The organism is Pseudomonas sp. Van50, assembly GCF_055390755.1.
In genome coordinates this window covers 3,564,172-3,581,864 of sequence record NZ_AP024343.1, presented here as the reverse complement: position 1 = coordinate 3,581,864, position 17,693 = coordinate 3,564,172, and the positions used below count along the sequence as shown (strand labels likewise).

The 17,693-nt window shown below is 62.3% G+C and carries 13 protein-coding genes; 4 read left to right on the top strand and 9 right to left on the bottom strand.

The genetic code is table 11. The annotated features are described in order from the left end of the window. Nucleotides 1-150: 150 nt before the first annotated feature. Nucleotides 151-555 (bottom strand): VOC family protein, encoded by a 405-nt coding sequence (locus tag ACZ5M5_RS15215; protein WP_060742394.1) that lies wholly within the window; start codon nt 553-555, stop codon nt 151-153. A 186-nt stretch (nt 556-741) separates the two neighbouring features. Between ACZ5M5_RS15215 and ACZ5M5_RS15210 the strand changes: the two genes are divergently transcribed. Continuing rightward, nucleotides 742-1,599, top strand: a complete 858-nt coding sequence (locus tag ACZ5M5_RS15210; RefSeq protein ID WP_103308085.1) for an SDR family oxidoreductase — start codon at nt 742-744, stop codon at nt 1,597-1,599. A 353-nt stretch (nt 1,600-1,952) separates the two neighbouring features. Beyond that, on the top strand, nt 1,953-2,564 hold the full coding sequence (locus ACZ5M5_RS15205) for a Yip1 family protein (protein WP_103308086.1): 612 nt from the start codon (nt 1,953-1,955) through the stop codon (nt 2,562-2,564). A gap of 166 nt (nt 2,565-2,730) precedes the next feature. On the opposite strand, the gene ligD is transcribed toward ACZ5M5_RS15205, so the two are convergent. From ligD to ACZ5M5_RS15185, 4 genes are read right to left on the bottom strand one after another with little or no spacing between them, the layout of a single operon-like run. Next, a complete protein-coding gene (gene ligD, locus ACZ5M5_RS15200) occupies nt 2,731-5,343 on the bottom strand; it encodes a DNA ligase D (RefSeq protein ID WP_464737524.1) in 2,613 nt (870 codons plus the stop codon). Beyond that, nucleotides 5,340-6,503, bottom strand: coding sequence for a carboxylate-amine ligase (locus ACZ5M5_RS15195; protein ID WP_103308088.1), 1,164 nt, complete (start codon nt 6,501-6,503; stop codon nt 5,340-5,342). Before ACZ5M5_RS15195 ends, ligD begins: the two co-directional genes overlap by 4 nt. Further along, a complete protein-coding gene (locus ACZ5M5_RS15190; protein WP_464737523.1) occupies nt 6,475-7,488 on the bottom strand; it encodes a methyltransferase in 1,014 nt (337 codons plus the stop codon). Before ACZ5M5_RS15190 ends, ACZ5M5_RS15195 begins: the two co-directional genes overlap by 29 nt. A gap of 10 nt (nt 7,489-7,498) precedes the next feature. Further along, entirely contained in the window at nt 7,499-8,884 is a 1,386-nt protein-coding gene (locus ACZ5M5_RS15185) for an iron-containing redox enzyme family protein (RefSeq protein ID WP_464737522.1), read from the bottom strand. A gap of 192 nt (nt 8,885-9,076) precedes the next feature. Here ACZ5M5_RS15185 and ACZ5M5_RS15180 point away from each other — a divergent pair, with 192 nt between their 5' ends. Continuing rightward, nucleotides 9,077-10,414: a cation:proton antiporter gene (locus tag ACZ5M5_RS15180; RefSeq protein ID WP_464737521.1), complete on the top strand. Its 1,338-nt coding sequence runs from the start codon at nt 9,077-9,079 to the stop codon at nt 10,412-10,414. 12 nt (nt 10,415-10,426) lie between these two features. Here ACZ5M5_RS15180 and ACZ5M5_RS15175 read toward each other — a convergent pair whose 3' ends face one another. Then, entirely contained in the window at nt 10,427-10,963 is a 537-nt protein-coding gene (locus tag ACZ5M5_RS15175; protein WP_092199857.1) for a hypothetical protein, read from the bottom strand. A 153-nt stretch (nt 10,964-11,116) separates the two neighbouring features. Between ACZ5M5_RS15175 and ACZ5M5_RS15170 the strand changes: the two genes are divergently transcribed. Continuing rightward, nucleotides 11,117-11,347, top strand: coding sequence for a hypothetical protein (locus tag ACZ5M5_RS15170; RefSeq protein ID WP_060742403.1), 231 nt, complete (start codon nt 11,117-11,119; stop codon nt 11,345-11,347). 119 nt (nt 11,348-11,466) lie between these two features. Here the strand turns inward: ACZ5M5_RS15170 and ACZ5M5_RS15165 are convergent, their stop codons facing one another. The 3 genes from ACZ5M5_RS15165 to ACZ5M5_RS15155 all read right to left on the bottom strand — a co-directional run bounded on the left by ACZ5M5_RS15165 (nt 11,467) and on the right by ACZ5M5_RS15155 (nt 17,578). After that, nucleotides 11,467-13,395 (bottom strand): hybrid sensor histidine kinase/response regulator, encoded by a 1,929-nt coding sequence (locus ACZ5M5_RS15165; RefSeq protein WP_464737520.1) that lies wholly within the window; start codon nt 13,393-13,395, stop codon nt 11,467-11,469. Nucleotides 13,396-13,508: 113 nt separating this feature from the next. Next, nucleotides 13,509-15,851, bottom strand: coding sequence for an ATP-dependent DNA helicase (locus ACZ5M5_RS15160; RefSeq protein ID WP_464737519.1), 2,343 nt, complete (start codon nt 15,849-15,851; stop codon nt 13,509-13,511). Further along, nucleotides 15,848-17,578 (bottom strand): VRR-NUC domain-containing protein, encoded by a 1,731-nt coding sequence (locus ACZ5M5_RS15155; RefSeq protein ID WP_464737518.1) that lies wholly within the window; start codon nt 17,576-17,578, stop codon nt 15,848-15,850. Before ACZ5M5_RS15155 ends, ACZ5M5_RS15160 begins: the two co-directional genes overlap by 4 nt. Nucleotides 17,579-17,693 lie beyond the last annotated feature (115 nt).

The following is a 17,693-nucleotide window of genomic DNA, read 5'->3' as shown; positions in this document are numbered from 1 at the left end:
ACTGTGGCGAGGGAGCTTGCTCCCGCTGGGCTGCGAAGCAGCCTTCAAATCTCACCAACACCCAGTGGTCTGCTGGTCAAGGGCCGCTTCGCGCCCCAGCGGGAGCAAGCTCCCTCGCCACAAAAGCGTCCTTGCCATCAGTTTTGTGCTTTATTCATGCATATCCGGCGCATAGACAAAGCACAGCTTGTTCCCCTCCGGGTCGCGGCAATACGCACCGAAATAACCTTCGCAATACTGCGGCCTCGGACCCGGTGGACCTTCGTCGGTACCGCCCATGGCCATCGCCTGCTCCCAGGCAGCGCGGACGGTTTGCGGGGAATCGGCGGCGAAGCTTACTTGCATGCCATTGCCCCAGGTCGCGGGCAGGCCATTGAAAGGCAACTGGACAAAAACCTGCGGCCAATACTTGCCGGGCTGACGCCAGCCTTCTCCCGGCGGGCCCGAATCGTTTTCGCCCGCGATGCGCTCCAGCCCCAGGCAGCCGAGCACTGCATCATAAAAAGCGACCATTGTCGGCAGGTCGCGCGCGCCGATCTGTATGTGGCTGAACATTGCCCCGCTCCTTCTCGACACCGCTACTGACATTGGAGAATACAGGCTCGTCCAATATTCGCCACAGCCCACCCTTCACCGACGAAACGACCACCGTCACGCTCATCGACTGGCCGGACAATCGGACCGAACTCTGCCCGAAAACCCAAAGTCCACCCTCCATCGCAACCCACCTGGAGAACGACGATGGTCGACTACCCTTTCCCGCCTTTCCCGAAACAAAGCCAGCCGGTGCCCGGCACCCAGCGCAAAATGGACCCTTATCCGGACTGCGGCGAGCAGAGCTACACCGGCTCCGGACGACTGGCGAACAAGATTGCCCTGATCACCGGCGCCGACAGCGGCATCGGTCGCGCCGTTGCCATTGCCTTCGCCCGTGAAGGTGCGGATGTGGCGATTGCCTACTTGGACGAGCATGAAGACGCCCGGGAAACCGCACGCTGGGTCGAGCAGGCCGGGCGTCAATGCCTGTTGTTGCCCGGTGACCTGGCGGACAAAGGCCTGTGCCGCAAGATCGTCGATGAAACCGTTGCCCGCTTCGGCCATATCGACGTCCTGGTCAACAACGCCGCGTTCCAGATGACCCACGATAACCTGGAGGACATTCCCGACGAAGAATGGGTGCGTACCTTCGATATCAACATCACGGCGATGTTCAGGATCTGCCAGGCCGCCGTGCCGCACATGAAGCCTGGTGGCTCGATCATCAATACCAGCTCGGTCAATTCCGACATGCCCAAGCCGACACTGCTGGCCTATGCCGCCACCAAAGGCGCCATCGCCAACTTCACCGGTGGCCTGGCGCAGATGCTCGGGCCCAAGGGCATCCGCGTGAACAGCGTGGCACCGGGACCGATCTGGACGCCGCTGATCGTGGCGACCATGCCCGAGGAAGAAGTGCAGAATTTCGGTACCCAGACGCCCCTTGGCCGCCCCGGCCAGCCGGTTGAAGTGGCGCCGATCTATGTGCTGCTGGCCTCGGACGAAGGCAGCTACATCTCCGGAGCCCGTTATGGGATTACCGGGGGCAAGCCGATGCTTTAAGCATGGCGCAGCGTTTTACCTGTGGCGAGGGAGCACTCAGCCAATGGGCCTTGCCCCTAATACCTGTGGGAGCGAGCGTGCTCGCGATAGGGGCAGGTCAGGCAACATCAATGGGCTGGTTTACCGCTATCGCGAGCAAGCTCGCTCCCACAGTGGGCTGTGCCCGGCCAGTCGCCCATGACGCATCCGAGCGACTCGCTCGAAACGCCAGACCTTGTGCAGGAAGCGCATGTCTTCGCGTACCGGAAGCGGTCGGTCACCAGGAACAGGAAATAAATGAAACCCCGGTCTTTTTCTGTGCCTCAAACCCAGTAAGGGCCTCATGCAGAGGCCGTCTTGATCAGGAGGTCGTCATGTCCGCACCTTTCGTCAAACTGTTCACACAGCCCGAATTCGCCTGGGCCGACATACGCGAGCAGGAACAGGCACATCCACGCCATTACCTGGCTCATTTGCTGTTGCTCGCGCTGATTCCCGCGGTGTGCCTGTTCATCGGCACCACCTGGACCGGATGGAGCCTGGCCGAAAACGAAACGGTTCGGCTCAGCAGCACCAGCGCGCTTCAATTGTGCGTGCTGCTGTACCTGACCATCGTCGTCGGCGTCACGTTGATGGGGCTGTTCATCCGCTGGATGTCCCGCACTTTCGAAGCGCGCCCGACGGTCAACCAATGCATCGGTTTCGCCGCCTATACCGCAACGCCATATTTCCTGGCCGGAATCTTCGGGCTTTACCCTAGCCGCTGGCTGGCCGTGGCGGTGCTGTTGCTGGCATCGGCTTACTCGACATTCCTGCTTTTCGTCGGGCTGCCCAAGTTCATGGGCCTCAAGAAGGAACAGGGCCTGCTGTATTCGGCAAGTGTCTGGGGCGTGGGCCTGCTGGTATTGGTGACGATCCTGGTGGAAATGATCCTGCTCTGGTTCAACTACCTGCAGCCGGAATATTTGCGTGTCCCGGTGGGCTGAACGCGTTTTCGGGTGGCAGATTACCGATGACAGCGGCTTGAGATGATCTGTGGGAGCGAGCTTGCTCGCGATGGCGGTGGTTCAGTGACATGGATATTGAGCTTGCTGGCCTCTTCGCGAGCAAGCTCGCTCCCACAAAGGAACTGCGGCGTATAGCCGCGACGCCTTAAACTTTCTTCATACCGATACGCCTGCGCATCTCAGCCGTAATACTCTGCCGCGTCTTCTTCAGCCCGGCCCAGGGCTCATGACCCACCTCCGCCAGACGCTCATGAACATTGTGCACATTCCACAGGTTCGCCCCCTTGAGCTCAGCCACCTCCTCACGAAATATCGGCACCGACACCGGCAACCCCTCCCGGGTCCTGGCGGCGTAGGCGCAGATGGTCGTGGAGCCCAGCCCATTGCGCAGGTAATCGATGAAGATCCGCCCTACCCGGTTCTTTGGCCCGGACACCGCCGAAAAGCGGTCCGGCAGCAGCTTGGCCATGTGACTGACAATCGCATGACTGAAGCCCTTGACCTCGTCCCAGCCCAGTTTGCGTGTCAACGGCACCACCACATGAATGCCCTTGCCGCCGCTGGTCTTGAGGAACGCCTTGAGCCCTAGTTCATCGAGCACCGACAAGGTGAGCTGCGTCGCCTCGACCATGCTTTTCCAGGGCAGCGCCGGGTCCGGGTCGAGGTCGAGGACGAAGCGGTCGGGTTTGTCCAGGTCGACAGACGTGGCATTCCAGGTGTGCAGTTCCACCGTGCTCATCTGCACCGCACCGATCAGCGCCTCGGCGTTGTTGATGATCATCACTGGTTGCCCGGTCAGTTCCTTGTCCAGGCTGGTGATACCGGGAATCGCCAGGCGCTCGGGGTTCTTCTGGAAAAACAGCTCACCGGCGATGCCGTCCGGCGCCCGGACCAAGGCGACCGGGCGATCTTCCAGTTCCGGCAGGATGAATTCGGCAACGCTGGCGTAATACTCGGCCAACTGCAGCTTGGTGGTGCCACTGCTGGCGTCGATGACCCGCTCCGGGTGAGTGATGCGGACCTTGCCGTCCATGGCCGGGGCCTTGGCTTTTGTCCTGCTCTTTGCCTTGTGCGGTTTCGCGTCGGGTTCATCCTGGGTGCTGGTTTTTTTCGCCGCAGTGGTTTTCTTCACGGGTTTGGCAAGCTCCTGAGTGATGTCCATGGCCGGCTTGTCGTTGCGCAAGCCATGGAAGACCGCATGGCGCACCGAGCCTTCCTTGGTCATTTCGGCAAAGGCCACTTCGGCCAGCAGCGTCGGTTCCAGCCAATGCACGCCTTTGGCTTCGTAGCCGGTGGGCGGGTTCACCACGGCGGCCTTTTTCGTCTCCAGGGGCCGCAATTGCTGGTAGATGCTTTTGAGGGTGGTTTCGTTGAACCCAGTGCCGACCTTACCGGCGTAGCGCAACTGGCCGCTGTCGGCATCATGCAGCCCCAGCAGCAAGGCACCGAAAGCACTGCGGGCGCCTTTGGGATCGCTGAAGCCCACCACCACGAACTCCTGGCGATTCTTGCATTTGAGCTTGATCCAGTCGTTGCTGCGCCTGGACACATAGGTGCTGCCGACGCGCTTGCCGATCAGCCCTTCCATCTGCATCTGGCAGGCGCTGTTTAGCAGCGCTTCAGGGGTTTCTTCGAAGGCATCGGAGAAGCGCAACAAGGGGCTTTCGTTGGGCTCCAACACGGCGGCCAAGGCGGCCCGGCGCTCTTGCACCGGCACGTTGCGCAGATCCATGCCATTGAGATAAGGCACGTCGAACAGGTAATAGGCGATCTTGCCGCTGCTGCCGGCTTCGAAGGCGTTTTGCAAGGCCTGGAAGTCCGGCACCCCCTGCTCGTTGGCGACGACCATCTCGCCGTCGAGCCAGGCCGATTCCAACCCCAACGCGGCCAAGGCCTCGGCCTGTCTTGGCAATTTGTGGGTCCAGTCATGGCCGTTGCGGGTGAGCAGCCTGACGTCGCCGTTTTCGATCCGCGCCATGACCCGGTAACCGTCGAACTTGATCTCATAGAGCCATTCGCCGTCGGGCGCGCTTTCCACCAGGGTCGCCAGTTCCGGCTTGAGGGTTTCTGGCAGCGGCCCGGCGACCGCACCGCTGAGGGTGCCTTTCGAGGCGCGTTTCGGCGATTTCGGCCGCGCGGCTTTTTCCGGTTGCTTCACCGCTTTGGCGACAGCCTTGCCTCGACGCTTGGGCACGAGGGTACGATTGCTGAGCACGCTGTCCGGCTCGGCCTGGACCACGTCGTATTCGCTTTCGGGGCGGGCGGCCTGGTCCTGATGCTTGATCAGGAACCACTGCTCCTGCTTGCCGGGCATATGGGTGCGTACCAGGTTCCACAGGCCGCTGAGCTTTTCGCCTTGCAACTCGAACTTGAGCCGACCTTTTTCGTAGGCTTCGTGGGCGTCTCCCTGGGGAATCCAGACGCCCCGGTCCCAGACGATCACGTCACCGGCGCCGTAGTGGCCTTCAGGGATGTTGCCCTCGAATGTGGCGTAATCCAACGGATGATCTTCGACATGCACGGCCAAACGTTTGGCTTTGGGGTCCAGGGACGGCCCCTTGGGCACCGCCCAGCTCTTGAGCGCGCCGTCGAGCTCCAGCCGAAAATCGTAATGCAGCCGCGAGGCATCGTGCTTTTGAATGCAGAACTGCAAGGCGTGGGCGGTTTTTGCCGACTTGCGCGAACGTTTCGCCGCCGGTTCCGGGGTGGCGGCGAAATCTCGCATGCGGTTGTAGTCAGCCAGGGTCTTGCTGCTCATGGACCACCTGCGACCTGTTGCAAGGCTGGGTCGGCAACCGGCCTCCCGGCGGTTTCCGCGAGCAACTGATCGACCACCCGACTCAAGGCCTGTTCGACCGAATCGCCCAGCAGCAGGCCTTGTTCGTAGAGCACGATTTGCCGATCGGCGCTGGTGCCTTCCTGAACAATCGCGCGGGCCTGCTTGAACACGTCCTGGACGCCCAGTTCGGCCGCGGTTTCACCGAAAGTCTGCTCCGCCAGGGTCAGCCATTCCCCGATCAGCATCGGCTGTTCCTGCCCCTCGACGATAAACTCCGCGAGAATCCCGTGGCGCTTGGCCCGCCAGCGGTTTTCCTTGAGGATCCACTGGGACATCTGGCTGTAGCGGGCACCGGGCCGGCGCTGCGTCACGGCGTGGGCCACCATCAGGCGAAACAGCGAGACCAGACAAAGGACGTCGTCCGCCCGAGGACAGGCATCGCAAATGCGCAGCTCCAACGTGGGATAACGTGAGGAAGGTCGTATCACCCACCAGCAATCGCTGGCCTGGCGAATGGACCCGGTGCGCATGAGCATGTCGACGTAGCCGCCGAACGCCGACTCATCTTCGAAATACTCCGGCACCCCCATGCGCGGCCATTCATCGCAGGCCACTTGTCGATAGCTGCTGAAGCCACTGTAGCCACCGTTCCAGAATGGCGATGACGCGCTCAGGGCCAGGAACATCGGCAACCACGGTAGGACCTCATTCATGATCCGCACCCGATCCTGCGTTGCCGGGACTTCCACGTGGACATGCAGGCCCGACAGCACGCTGCGCCGCGCCACCCGCTGATAATCATCGAACAGTTGCTGGAAGTGCAGCTCGTCGGTGGGTTGCAGCACCTGGGTGGCCATCGGGTGTGAACCGGCACTGAGCAGGCCCAGGCCATAGGGCGCCAAGCGCTGGTTCAGGCCTGTACGCACTTGGTTCAGGTAGTCGGCAGCCTCGGGCAGGCTGCGAAAGATGGGCGAGGCCATTTCCACCTGGCATTGGAACATTTCATGGGCGAAATGCTTGCCCAGCTCAGCCTGGCACGCGGCGACAGCCTCCGCAGGGGGTTCACCCGGCATGCAACGGGTGCTCAGGTCAGTGATGAAATACTCCTCTTCAACGCCGAATTTCATGCGTCTGTTCATCGAAAATCCCTCCGATAGCCCCGCCCAGACCTGCGCCAATGCGGGTTACAACCAACGCCACCACGGCGATCCTTTCCACGTCCTGATAACCCGGCGTGAGCAGTTCTTCACCGAACACGTCCGGGTCCAATTCCTTGTAGGTCCAGCCGAAATCCGCCGAGTCACGCCATTGCCCCAGCGCTTCGAGGAACGGATCGCGCCCATCCACCATGGCCACGCCGGTGTAGAGCACCAGCGAGCCGCCAGGTGTGAGCCGGGGCAAGGCCTGCTCGACGATGCGCAGCGACAGCCCGGCGCCCAGTGTGCCGCCGCCATGGCGGTAGGCGCGCTCGGAGGGGTCGGCCATGTACGGCGGGTTGGCGACGATCAGGTCGAACTGGCCTGGCACGTCCTGCAACACGTCGCTGCGGGCGACCTCGACGTTGGCCACCTCCGCCAGCGCGGCGTTCACGGCGCTCAGGCGCAGGGCTTGGGGGTTGATGTCCACGGCCAGCACTTGCGCTTCACGACGGGCGCGGGCAATCACGATGGCCCCGACACCCGCGCCGCAACCAATGTCCACGGCGCGCTGCACGGCCGTGAAGTTCTGTTGCAGGTGAGTATGGATCAGTTGGGCGAAACGATAGCTGTCAGGGCCGAAGAACACCGCATCGCTGGCTTGCGTGGGAAACTGCGAATGGGCAAACAGCAAGCCATCCAGGCTCGACCAGCGCACCCGGCTACGCAACAAACCGTCGTGTGCTTCCAGCACCTGGGCGTCTTGCAGTTGCCGCTGTTCGTCGGTGCTGATCAGCCCCGGCGCAAACGGCCGCGACCAGCCGAACACGTCCCGCAAGGTCTTGGCGCGCTCATTGCCGGGACGCTGGTTGACCCGTTCATGGGTCAACGGGGTCGGGGTGATGAAACGATAACCGTCGGCTTGCAGGCGTCGGCCCAGTTGCACCAATGCAAGATCCGGCTCGGACAGGCGTTCTTCTTCATTCATGCAGAGCTCCCTAGCGAAGTGCGGACTTGAGTTCGATGAACCGGCGAGTCGCCAGCAGCCCCGCCGGATGGCTGTGGCAGCGGGCACAGAGCCAGGGCATCAGGACTTGCATCTGCTCGTCCGGCGTGCGGCCTTGCAGCGCCTGTTGCAGGTTTTGCACATCGGGATCGTCCATCGGCGTCGCGGGGGCGCAGGCCGCAACCGGAGCACGCCGGGCGCCGGACTTCACGCCCTCGTCCAGCCAGTCACCGGCGATCCAGTCATGCAGCAGCTGTTTTTCGTAGGGGCTGAAGACCCCGAACATGGCCGCGCCTGCGCCGTCGATCAGCGTCCAGAAGCGACTGTGTTGCGGGTCTTCATGGCGCTTGATCCAGCCTTTGTTCTGCATGGCCGTCAGGAACCCCTCCAACTGGCCCGGCGCCGAGAGCCACTGGTTGACGGTCTTGCCTTCGAATTTGCAGTAATCGGAATGCATGTGCTGACCGAATGGGCGTTTGCGTTCGAGCATGTCCAGCACTTCGCGCTCCAGGTCGAACGAGCCGATGATGGCCCGGCTACCCTGCCCCAGGTCGTTGAGGCGATAGCCCAGCGTGACTCGCTGCCAGAAGGCCTCGCGGTCCGCTTCCATCGGCATCAGTTGCAGCAGCGCTTGCACGGCCTTGTGGGCATGGCCGGTGCTGGCGTTGTCGATGGTGACGTGGAGGGTGAAATAGTACGGATCGATGTCCAGTTCGCTCAGCTCATAGGCGCTGATCAACAGATGCAGGGGCAATTGCTCGTAGCCCAGGTTGTAGCCGATGACCTCCGGCAGGTACTCGTCGCCGGCATAGCCCAGGGCCAGTTGCACGGCGCCTTGCAGATACAGATCGTCGTCGATGTCCGGGGCGTCCGACAGGTCGTGTTCGGCGAGCAACTTGCGATACAGCACCACATGGTTTTGCGCGGGATGACCGTCCCCCAGTTCTTCCAGATAGGTGCACAGCAACCCTTCGAAACGGTGGTCGTGCCAGTGCTTGACCACGCCATACAGCCAGGCACCGTCCACCCGTTTGGTCGGGGCCACGGCCTGGATGAAGTACAGGGCATGGGCCTTGCCGCTGAAAAACTCCCGCGGGCCGCCGTTCTTGCGCCGCTCCAGGTAGTCAGCGTATTGCCGGGCCACGCCGGCGCTGTGTTGTTCGACCCAGGCCTGCAGCGCCGTGGGATCAGAGGGCATCTGCTGAGGGAGCGCCTCGGCTTTGGCGATGCATTGCTGGAGGAACGCTTGGGCGACGGCTTGCTTGTCGGCATCGTCGGGGCCCTGGAACAGCCGTTCATAGCATTGGCGCACCTGTCCATTATGGATGACGGGGTGCACGGTGGCCGGCTGGGATTGGAGGGGTGTCAGCGCAGTCATAAGGGCCTCTCGGGTTCTTGGCGGACGCTGAATCAGAACGTCTCTTCTGTTGCAGAGCGCGGGGAACGGCGAAAAATTCCGTTGGATTAAATGGCAGGCGGATAAACGGAGGCGTGCTGCTTTAGTGGGAACCCTCGCTTCGCTCCGGGCCTCGAATACTGAGAGCCACCAGTCGCTATCCAAGGAGCAACGATGACGTTCACAGTATGGGTAGCGGTGCTCGGCGCGGTGTTGCTGACCCTGGCCCTGACCTCCTCTTATCTGCGCTGGATGCCGGTCACCACCTCGGCGATGTGCCTGGTGCTGGGTGTCGCCATCGGGCCGCTGGGGCTGGACGTGCTGAAGCTGGACATCAGCGACTCGTCGGTCTGGATGGAACACCTCACGGAAATCGCGGTGGTGTTTTCGCTGTTCGTCAGCGGCCTCAAGTTGCGCCTGCCCCTCAAGGACCGTACCTGGCGCGTGGCCTATGGGCTGGCCGGGCCGGTGATGATCCTGTGCATCGCCGGCCTGTGCCTGGCGTTGCACTATCTGTTGGGCCTGGGTTGGGGCGTGTCGATGCTGATCGGCGCGATGCTGGCGCCCACCGACCCGGTACTGGCGGCACTGGTGCAGGTCAACGATGCCCGGGATGACGACCGGGTGCGATTCGGCCTGTCGGGCGAAGCGGGGCTGAACGACGGCACGGCGTTTCCCTTTGTGATCCTCGGCTTGTTGATGCTGCGGGAGGACGGCAGCGGTTTTCTCGGTGAATGGCTGCTGCGCAACGTCCTCTGGGCCGTGCCGGCCGGGTTGCTGGTCGGCTACTGGATGGGCCGCGGCATCGGCAAGCTGACCCTGTCGATGCGCATCAGGAATGCCGACAGCACCTTGTCGCCCAATGATTACCTGGCCCTGGCGCTGATTGCCCTGGCCTACGTCGTGGCCGAGTGGATCCAGGGCTATGGCTTTCTCTCGGTGTTCGCCGCCGGCTTGGGGCTGCGTCAGGCCGAGGTCCAATCCACCGATGAAGGGGCGCCACCGGCAGAACACCTGGTGCAACCGGTGGTGGGCCACGAAGCCGTCGATCCCCGACAGGCCGTTGTGGGCGATACCGAGACGTTGGGCGATGGTCAATTGGCCGCTGGGGTGATGATGAGCGACATGCTGGCGTTCGGCAGCTTGGTGGAGCGGTCGATGGAAGTGTTCCTGGTGACCCTGCTGGGGGTCGTGCTGGCCAACCATTGGGACTGGCGAGCCGTGGCGATCGGTGCCCTGCTGTTTTTCGTGATTCGCCCGCTGAGTGTGCTGGTGGTGCCCTGGCGGCGATTGCTCGACGGACCGCAACGGCTGCTGATCGGCTGGTTTGGCATTCGCGGGATCGGCAGCCTGTTTTATCTGTTCTTCGCCTTGAACCATGACCTGCCGCCAGCGGTGGCGCAACTGTGCATCGACCTCACCCTGTCGGTGGTGGCCTTGAGCATTCTGGTGCATGGCATCACGACCCAGCCGACGTTGGCATGGTATGAGCGCCGTAAGCAGTCGAGTTGAGGCGAGTGTGCCTCAACCGCCTGGGTTGCTCAGCTGGATATAGACCGAGTACGCCCCCAGCAATACCCAGAAGGTGGCGAAGATCCAAGGGGTCCGCAACGAAAACAGCAACGACTTGCGGTAGCCCTTGTGGGTCGATTCCCGCTCGCTGAACAGCGGCGATTCGTCGTAGGCCAGGCCCATCAAGGGTTCGGCGCGCAACAGTTCGCTCTGCTTGAAATGCCAGTGATCGATGATCTCGTAGGCCGCCTTGATCCCCGGCCAGGCATTGAGCGAGCTGAGGAATCCCAGCAAGGCCAGGAATGGCGGCACGATCAGCGTGAACAACTTGCCCCACTCCGGGTTCAGGTTGGCCATGCACGAGGCAAAGGCGATCACCAGGAAGGATTGGGCCGCCAGGTAAGCATCGGTTCGATTGGCCAGGATGCTGGTTTCGTATTGGATCTCCCGACGATAGAAGTCCAGTCGCTCCTTGGGCGAGCCGAACAGTTTGGCGTTGTGTTCCGTCAGTTCTTCTTCCGGGGTAGGCCCGGTGAGTATTCTGGGCATTGCGCAGGCGGTGCCTCGATGATGATTCGGACTCGTTAGAAGAACCCGGCGCGTGGCAAGTTCAAGCCAATGGACCACAGGTGCAGCGAAGTCCGAGGAAACGCTGTCCGACCGCCAAGGTCTTTTATGTGTAAAGGGCAAGAGGACCGCTGCGTGGATTATCTGGGATGGGTGCAATGGCCGGCGATGCTCGTCACGGTGCTGGCCGCCTGGTTGATCGGCTCACGCCAACCCCGCCGCAGGGTGGCGGGATTCAGTTGTTTTATCGCGAGCAATATTCTGTGGGTGGTCTGGGGGCTGCATACCCATGCGTATGCATTGATCGTGTTGCAGTTTTGCTTGTGTGCGATGAATTTGCGTGGGTTCAAGAAGAACACTGAATAAACGCCATAAGCGCCTGCTTGTGGCGAGGGAGCTTGCTCCCGCTCGAGTGCGAAGCGCTCGCGACATAGGGGCCGCTGCGCGACCCAGCGGGAGCAAGCTCCCTCGCCACAGGAGGCTGACTATTTCATCGTCTGCCCAATGACCTGCATCAGGTCAATCTGCTTGAACGGCTTGATCAACCGAGGCAGTTGCGTGGCGAAACCTTCCAGGCGTTCGGCATAGCCGGTGGCCAGGATGATGGGCAAGGTCGGTTGGCGGTCGCGCAACAATTTCGCCAACTGCGCGCCGTCCATCTGCGGCATGGCCATGTCGGTGATCACCAGGTCGATGTCCGGGTTGCGCTCGTACAGCTCCAGCGCCTGAGCCCCCGATGGGGCGCAAAGGACTCGATGCCCCAGGTCCTCGATCAACAAGCGAGTGCTGGTCAATACCAGGCTGTCATCGTCGACCACCAGCACTTTCAACTCGTGGACCGGCGGCGCCGCCTCTTCGATCGCCGCTTTGCCAGGGGCCGCATCGCCGGCCACCGGCAACCACAATTCGGCGGTGGTCCCCAGGCCTTTCTGGCTTTTGAGTATCAGGCGGCCACCCAACTGTTCCGCCAGGCCATGCACCATGGACAGCCCCAACCCCGTGCCCTTGCCGACACCCTTGGTGGTGAAGAATGGGTCCACGGCCGAGGCCAGCGTGGCGTCGTCCATGCCCTCGCCTTCATCGGTCATCGCCAGGCAGATGTAGCGTCCGGGGGCCATCGGCTGGTCCGGTCCGGCATCAGCCCCTTGCCGTTCCTCGGCGGCAATGACGATCTGGCCGCCATGGGGCATGGCGTCCCGGGCGTTGGTCGCCAGGTTTAGGATCGCCAGTTCCAGTTGATTGACATCGGCCAGCACGGGCGACAGCGCCTCGGCGAAACGGGTCTGGATGTGTATCGACGGGCCCAGGGAGCTTTGCAGCAGGCCGCTGATGCCCTGTACCAGGGCCGACAGCTCGACCGATTCGTAGGTCAGTTTCTGCCGCCGGGCAAACGCCAGCATGCGTTGGGTCAGCGAAACCCCGCGCAGCGCGCCCTGGGTCGCGTTGTCCAGCAACTGAGTGAGTTTCGGCTCGCTGGGCATGCGCTTGCGCACGATTTCCAGGTTGCCAAGGATGACCGTCAACAGGTTATTGAAATCATGGGCAATACCCCCGCTGAGCTGACCGATGGCTTGCAGTTTCTGGGATTGAAACAACGCCTCACGGGCCTGTTCAAGGGCCTGCTGGGCTTGGGTGGCATCGGTGATGTCGCGGGTGATCTTGGCAAACCCCAGCAGCGCGCCGGTATCGCTGCGAATCGCATCGATGACCACGTGGGCCATGAACCGCGTGCCATCCTTGCGCATGCGCCAGCCCTTTTTCTCGAAACGCCCTTCGCTGGCGGCGATGCTCAACGCGCGCTGCGGCTCGCCGGCATCGCGATCCTCGGGGGTGTAGAACATCGAGAAATGCCGGCCGATGGCTTCCACCGGAAGATACCCCTTGATCCGCTGCGCCCCCAGGTTCCAGTTGGTGACCTGACCTTGCGGGTCGAGCATGTAGATGGCGTAGTCGGTGACGCTTTGCACCAGCAGGCGAAACTGCTGCTCGCTTTGCTTGAGGGTTTCCTCGGCCATCTTGCGGTCGGTCAGGTCGCGGGTGATCTTGGCGAAGCCGAGCAAGGTACCACTCTGGCTGTCGATGATCGGGTCGATCACCACATGGGACCAGAACAGCGTGCCGTCCTTGCGCACCCGCCAGCCCTCGCCTTCGAAACGCCCCTCATGCAGGGCCGTATCCAGCGCCCGTTGCGGCAGGCCGGCGGCGCGGTCCTGGTCGGTATAGAAACGGGAGAAATGCTGGCCGAGGATCTCGGACTCCTCGTAACCCTTGAAACGCCTGGCGCCAGAGTTCCAACTGGTGATGATGCCCGAAGGGTCGGTCATGTAGATGGCGTAGTCGACCACCGCGTCGATGAGCAGGCGAAAGCGCTGTTCTTCGTTCATGAGCGGGATCTTGGGGGCGTTCTCGAGCATCTGGCCGGGGCATCCGTGTGGATTTTTTACGGATTATGGAACAAGTCGGGTGCCAGGAAAAATCTTCAAGCCTTCCACCCTATGGGAGCGAGCTTGCTCGCGATAGCGGTGGGTCAGTTTGCATCAATGCTGGCTGACAGTCTGCCATCGCGAGCAAGCTCGCTCCCACAAGGGGATTTGTGGGCCTCTTGGGTAACTGACCACCAGCGCGGCAATAGCTGCTGCACCCTGGCCTCGCCGAACCGATCATCGATCAGCATCACCACCCCGCGATCCTGTTGGGTGCGGATCACGCGGCCTGCCGCCTGTACGACCTTCTGCAAGCCGGGATACAGGTAAGTGTAGTCATAGCCATCGCCGAAGATCGCCGCCATGCGTTGCTTCATCTGCTCATTGACCGGGTTGAACTGCGCCAGCCCCAAGGTAGCGATGAACGCACCGATCAGGCGTGAACCCGGCAAGTCGATGCCCTCGCCGAACGCGCCGCCCAGCACCGCAAAGCCAATGCCTTGGCTGTGTTCCATGAATCGTTCGAGAAACGCCTGCCGGGGGGCTTCGCCCATGCCCCGCGATTGCGTCCAGAGGGCGATCTGCGGGTGCCGCTCGGCAAACAGCCCGGCCACTTGCTGCAAGTAATCGAAGCTGCTGAAAAAGGCCAGGTAGTTGCCCGGGCGCTCGCTGAACTGGCGGGCCATCAACGTGACAATCGGTTCCAGGGACGCCTGGCGATGGGCAAAGCGCGTGGAGATGCGGCTGACCACCTGTACGTCCAGCTGCTCGGCCTTGAACGGCGATTCGACATCGATCCACACCGTATCGCCCGGCGTTCCCAGCAAGTCTGCGTAGTAATGTCGAGGGCTCAGGGTCGCCGAAAACAGCACGGTGCTGCGGGCCGCCGTCAGCCTGGGCCGCAGGAACGCGGCCGGCACCACGTTGCGCAGGCACAGCGTCGACAGGCTGCGCTGGCGGCCGAGTTCGCGCTTGTGGATGTCGAACAGAAAGTGCTCGTCGAAGGCTTCCGCCACCCGGCCGAACTGCAAGGCGTCGAAGTAGAACGCCTGTAAGCCACTGTCCAGGCCCTGGGGGTGATCGTTGAGGTAATCGCCGATGGCGGTGGTACAGGTGGCCAAGGCCTGGAGCAACTTTTCCGGCAGTTTTTCATAGGCCTGATAGGCCGCTACCTGGAGCGTATGCAAGGCGTTCCACTGGCGATTGACCCGCTCCAGGGATTTCTTCAGCGGTTCGGGGGCGGTTTTGCGCACGCTGCTCAACGTGGCCTGGTCAAGGGTCGCGCTGTACATCTGCCGCCCGCGTTCCACCAGGTTATGGGCCTCGTCCACCAGGGTCGCGACTGTCCAGCCATTGGCCTGGGCCAGGCCAAAGAGCAAGGCGCTGAAGTCGAAGTAATAGTTGTAGTCGGCCACCACCACGTCGGCCCAACGGGCCATTTCCTGGCTGAGGTAATACGGGCACACCTCATGGGCCAATGCAATGTCGCGCAATGCCGCCTGATCCAGCCAGCAGACTTGGCTTGCCGCCGCCCGGGCGCCCGGCAGGCGGTCATAGAAACCTCGGGCCAGCGGACAGGACTCGCCATGGCAGGCTTTGTCCGGGTGTTCGCAGGCCTTGTCCCGGGCGATCATTTCCAGCACCCGCAGCGGCATCGACGGCGCGCTGCGGGTAATCACGCGTGCCGCATCCAGGGCCAGCTTGCGCCCCGGGGTTTTCGCCGTGAGGAAGTACACTTTGTCCAGTTGCTGGGGCGCCAACGCCTTGAGCATCGGGAACAAGGTGCCGACGGTCTTGCCGATGCCGGTGGGCGCCTGGGCCATCAGGCAGCGGCCGGTACTGATTGCCTTGAACACCGACTCGGCCAAGTGCCGTTGCCCGGGCCTGAAACTCGCATGGGGGAAGACCAGGGCCTGCGCGCCGAGGTTACGCGCCTGCCGATGGGCCATTTCCTGCTCGGCCCAGGCCAGGAACAGCGCGCATTGTGCTTCGAAGAAGGTTTGCAACTGGGCCGCCTCGAAGCGTTGGGTGAGGCAGGTTTCCTTTTCGCTGACGATGTCGAAATACACTAGCGCCACGTCGATGTGCGGCAACTGCAGCTTTTGGCACATCAGCCAGCCATAGATTTTCGCCTGGGCCCAATGCAACTGGCGATGGTTGGCCGGCTGTTTGCTCAGGTCGCCCCGATAGGTCTTCACCTCTTCAAGGCACTGGCGGACCGGGTCGTAGCCGTCGGCCCGGCCTTTGACCGTCAATGTTTGCCAGTGACCTTCGAGGGCCACTTCAGCCTGATAACCCTCGGTGCGCCGCGAGGCGACGGTGCGATGGCCGGCGATGCCTTCCAGGGCTGTCGGCGAGGGGGTGAAGCGCAGGTCAAGGTCGCCCACCTTGGCGGTGAACTCACACAGCGCTCGCACGGCGATGCTGTAGCTGGGTGTCGGGCTCATCTGCGCCCATCGCGAGCAAGCTCGCTCCCATAGATGATCTGGGGTGGCTCGTCTTCTGCGGGAGCGAGCCCGCTCGCGATGGCAGACTCTGCCCATTGCACATAGCAAACGGCGACGGGCATCTGGTGCTCATGACAGAACTCCAGCCAACGCAATTGGTTGTCTTGCAGGCGGTCACCGGGGCCTTTGACTTCGATCATGCGGTAAGTCTTGTGCTGCGGCCAGAACTGGATCAGGTCCGGCATGCCGGCGCGGTTGGCCTTGATGTCCAGCAGCAGGCGCTGGAACCAGTGCTTGAGGTGCTCGGCCGGCAAGCAATCGAGGGCCTGTTCCAGCAAGGGCTCGGACAACGCGCCCCAGAACACGAAAGGCGATTGCACGCCCCACTTTTCAACGTAACGACGACCGATGGTCTGCCGATAGCGGCCATCGTCCAACTCTGCCAGGCAGGCCGCGAACAACTCGGCGCGACGGGCATGGAAATCTTCATTGAGCAGGTCGACCGGCCCGCGCTGGAACGGGTGGAAAAACGCGCCCGGCAACGGCGCGAAGATCGCCGGCCAGCACAGCAGGCCGAACAGTGAATTGATCAGGCTGTTTTCGACGTAATGCACCGGCGCGGTTTCATCGTGCAGGTGGGCCTGGACGTGGTATTCCACCGACAGGCCCGGATCGACGCGCGGCAGATGCAGTTCCAGGCGCTCCACTTCCCGGGCCATGACCCGTGGCACTGGCGGGCCGCCCAGCTTGCGCCGCAGGCGAGGCACGATCCGAAGCAAGGCCTGGGTTTCGGCAGCGCTCTGTGGTGTCTGCGCCGCCGCCTCGCCCAGTTCAAGGGCCAGGGCATACTCGCCGATTCGCTCCAATACCCGGACCATCCGCAGCCGAGCGCCCGGGTAGGTGCAATCGCGATAGATGCGCAAGGCCAGGGCGAAATCGCCGATACGCTCGCCATGCTGGCCGATCTGGAACAACAACTTGCCCCGGCGTCGCTCCAGCCACGGATTTTCCAAGGACAGTTCGTTGACCTGGGCGACGATATCTTCCAGGGGCTCGCCGGCTTCGAAGCGCTGCTGGCAGTCGTGCAGGAACAGGCAGGCATCGACGTCTTCGCGACTGCGCAAGCCCCGTGACTCGGCGCTGAACTCAACGGTTTCGTAGGTGAAGATGCCCAGGTCCGCCAGGACGAATTCCGACCAATCCTGGTAGAGGTTGCCAAAGAACATCAAGCGCAGCCTGTCGCACAGAGGCATGATCGTCAGGCTGTACAGGCGCTCGTCAAGCTGCGGACACCAGGTGCGAAAAGGCTGGAGCGGGCTGGGGTGATTATCCAGGGCCTGGAGCCATTCGGCCTTTTTCGCCTTGGGCTGTTCGATCAGGTGACCCAGGCATAGAAGGATTTCCGCCTTGAGCAGCACGTCGAACAGTTCAACGAGCCCGATGGGGGCCTGTTCCTCGACCCATCCCAAGGCCAATAGCGGCGCGACGGCGGCGCCAATGTCGCCGATTTCCGGGTAACTCAGCTTGCTATGACGAAACCGCAGCCCCTTGCGCATCACCATCCGCACCAACAAGCCTTGGGAAGCACGGGGCAGCGCTGCGAAAGCGCCGATGAAGCGCTGCTCTTCGTGGCTGAGCACGTCCGCATAACGCTGGCTCAACCACGCGAGCACTTGCTGGAAGTTGTTCAGGTAGTAATACGGATCGTCGAGAGAACGGGTTGCCACGGGAAGAAACGCCAAGGGTGTCGGAGGTACTGGTTATGCATACAGATAACAGCTGTAAACCGCTCAGGCAACCGCAAAAGATGAACGGTCTCCTATATTTAAGGTGAAATCCTTC

Excerpts from the sequence above, each read along its gene's own strand:
- ACZ5M5_RS15215 (WP_060742394.1), bottom strand. The coding sequence starts at position 555 with ATGTTCAGCCACATACAGATCGGCGCGCGCGACCTGCCGACAATGGTC.
- ACZ5M5_RS15210 (WP_103308085.1), top strand. The coding sequence starts at position 742 with ATGGTCGACTACCCTTTCCCGCCTTTCCCGAAACAAAGCCAGCCGGTG.
- ACZ5M5_RS15205 (WP_103308086.1), top strand. The coding sequence starts at position 1,953 with ATGTCCGCACCTTTCGTCAAACTGTTCACACAGCCCGAATTCGCCTGG.
- ligD (WP_464737524.1), bottom strand. The coding sequence starts at position 5,343 with ATGAGCAGCAAGACCCTGGCTGACTACAACCGCATGCGAGATTTCGCC.
- ACZ5M5_RS15195 (WP_103308088.1), bottom strand. The coding sequence starts at position 6,503 with ATGAACAGACGCATGAAATTCGGCGTTGAAGAGGAGTATTTCATCACT.
- ACZ5M5_RS15190 (WP_464737523.1), bottom strand. The coding sequence starts at position 7,488 with ATGAATGAAGAAGAACGCCTGTCCGAGCCGGATCTTGCATTGGTGCAA.
- ACZ5M5_RS15185 (WP_464737522.1), bottom strand. The coding sequence starts at position 8,884 with ATGACTGCGCTGACACCCCTCCAATCCCAGCCGGCCACCGTGCACCCC.
- ACZ5M5_RS15180 (WP_464737521.1), top strand. The coding sequence starts at position 9,077 with ATGACGTTCACAGTATGGGTAGCGGTGCTCGGCGCGGTGTTGCTGACC.
- ACZ5M5_RS15175 (WP_092199857.1), bottom strand. The coding sequence starts at position 10,963 with ATGCCCAGAATACTCACCGGGCCTACCCCGGAAGAAGAACTGACGGAA.
- ACZ5M5_RS15165 (WP_464737520.1), bottom strand. The coding sequence starts at position 13,395 with ATGCTCGAGAACGCCCCCAAGATCCCGCTCATGAACGAAGAACAGCGC.
- ACZ5M5_RS15160 (WP_464737519.1), bottom strand. The coding sequence starts at position 15,851 with ATGAGCCCGACACCCAGCTACAGCATCGCCGTGCGAGCGCTGTGTGAG.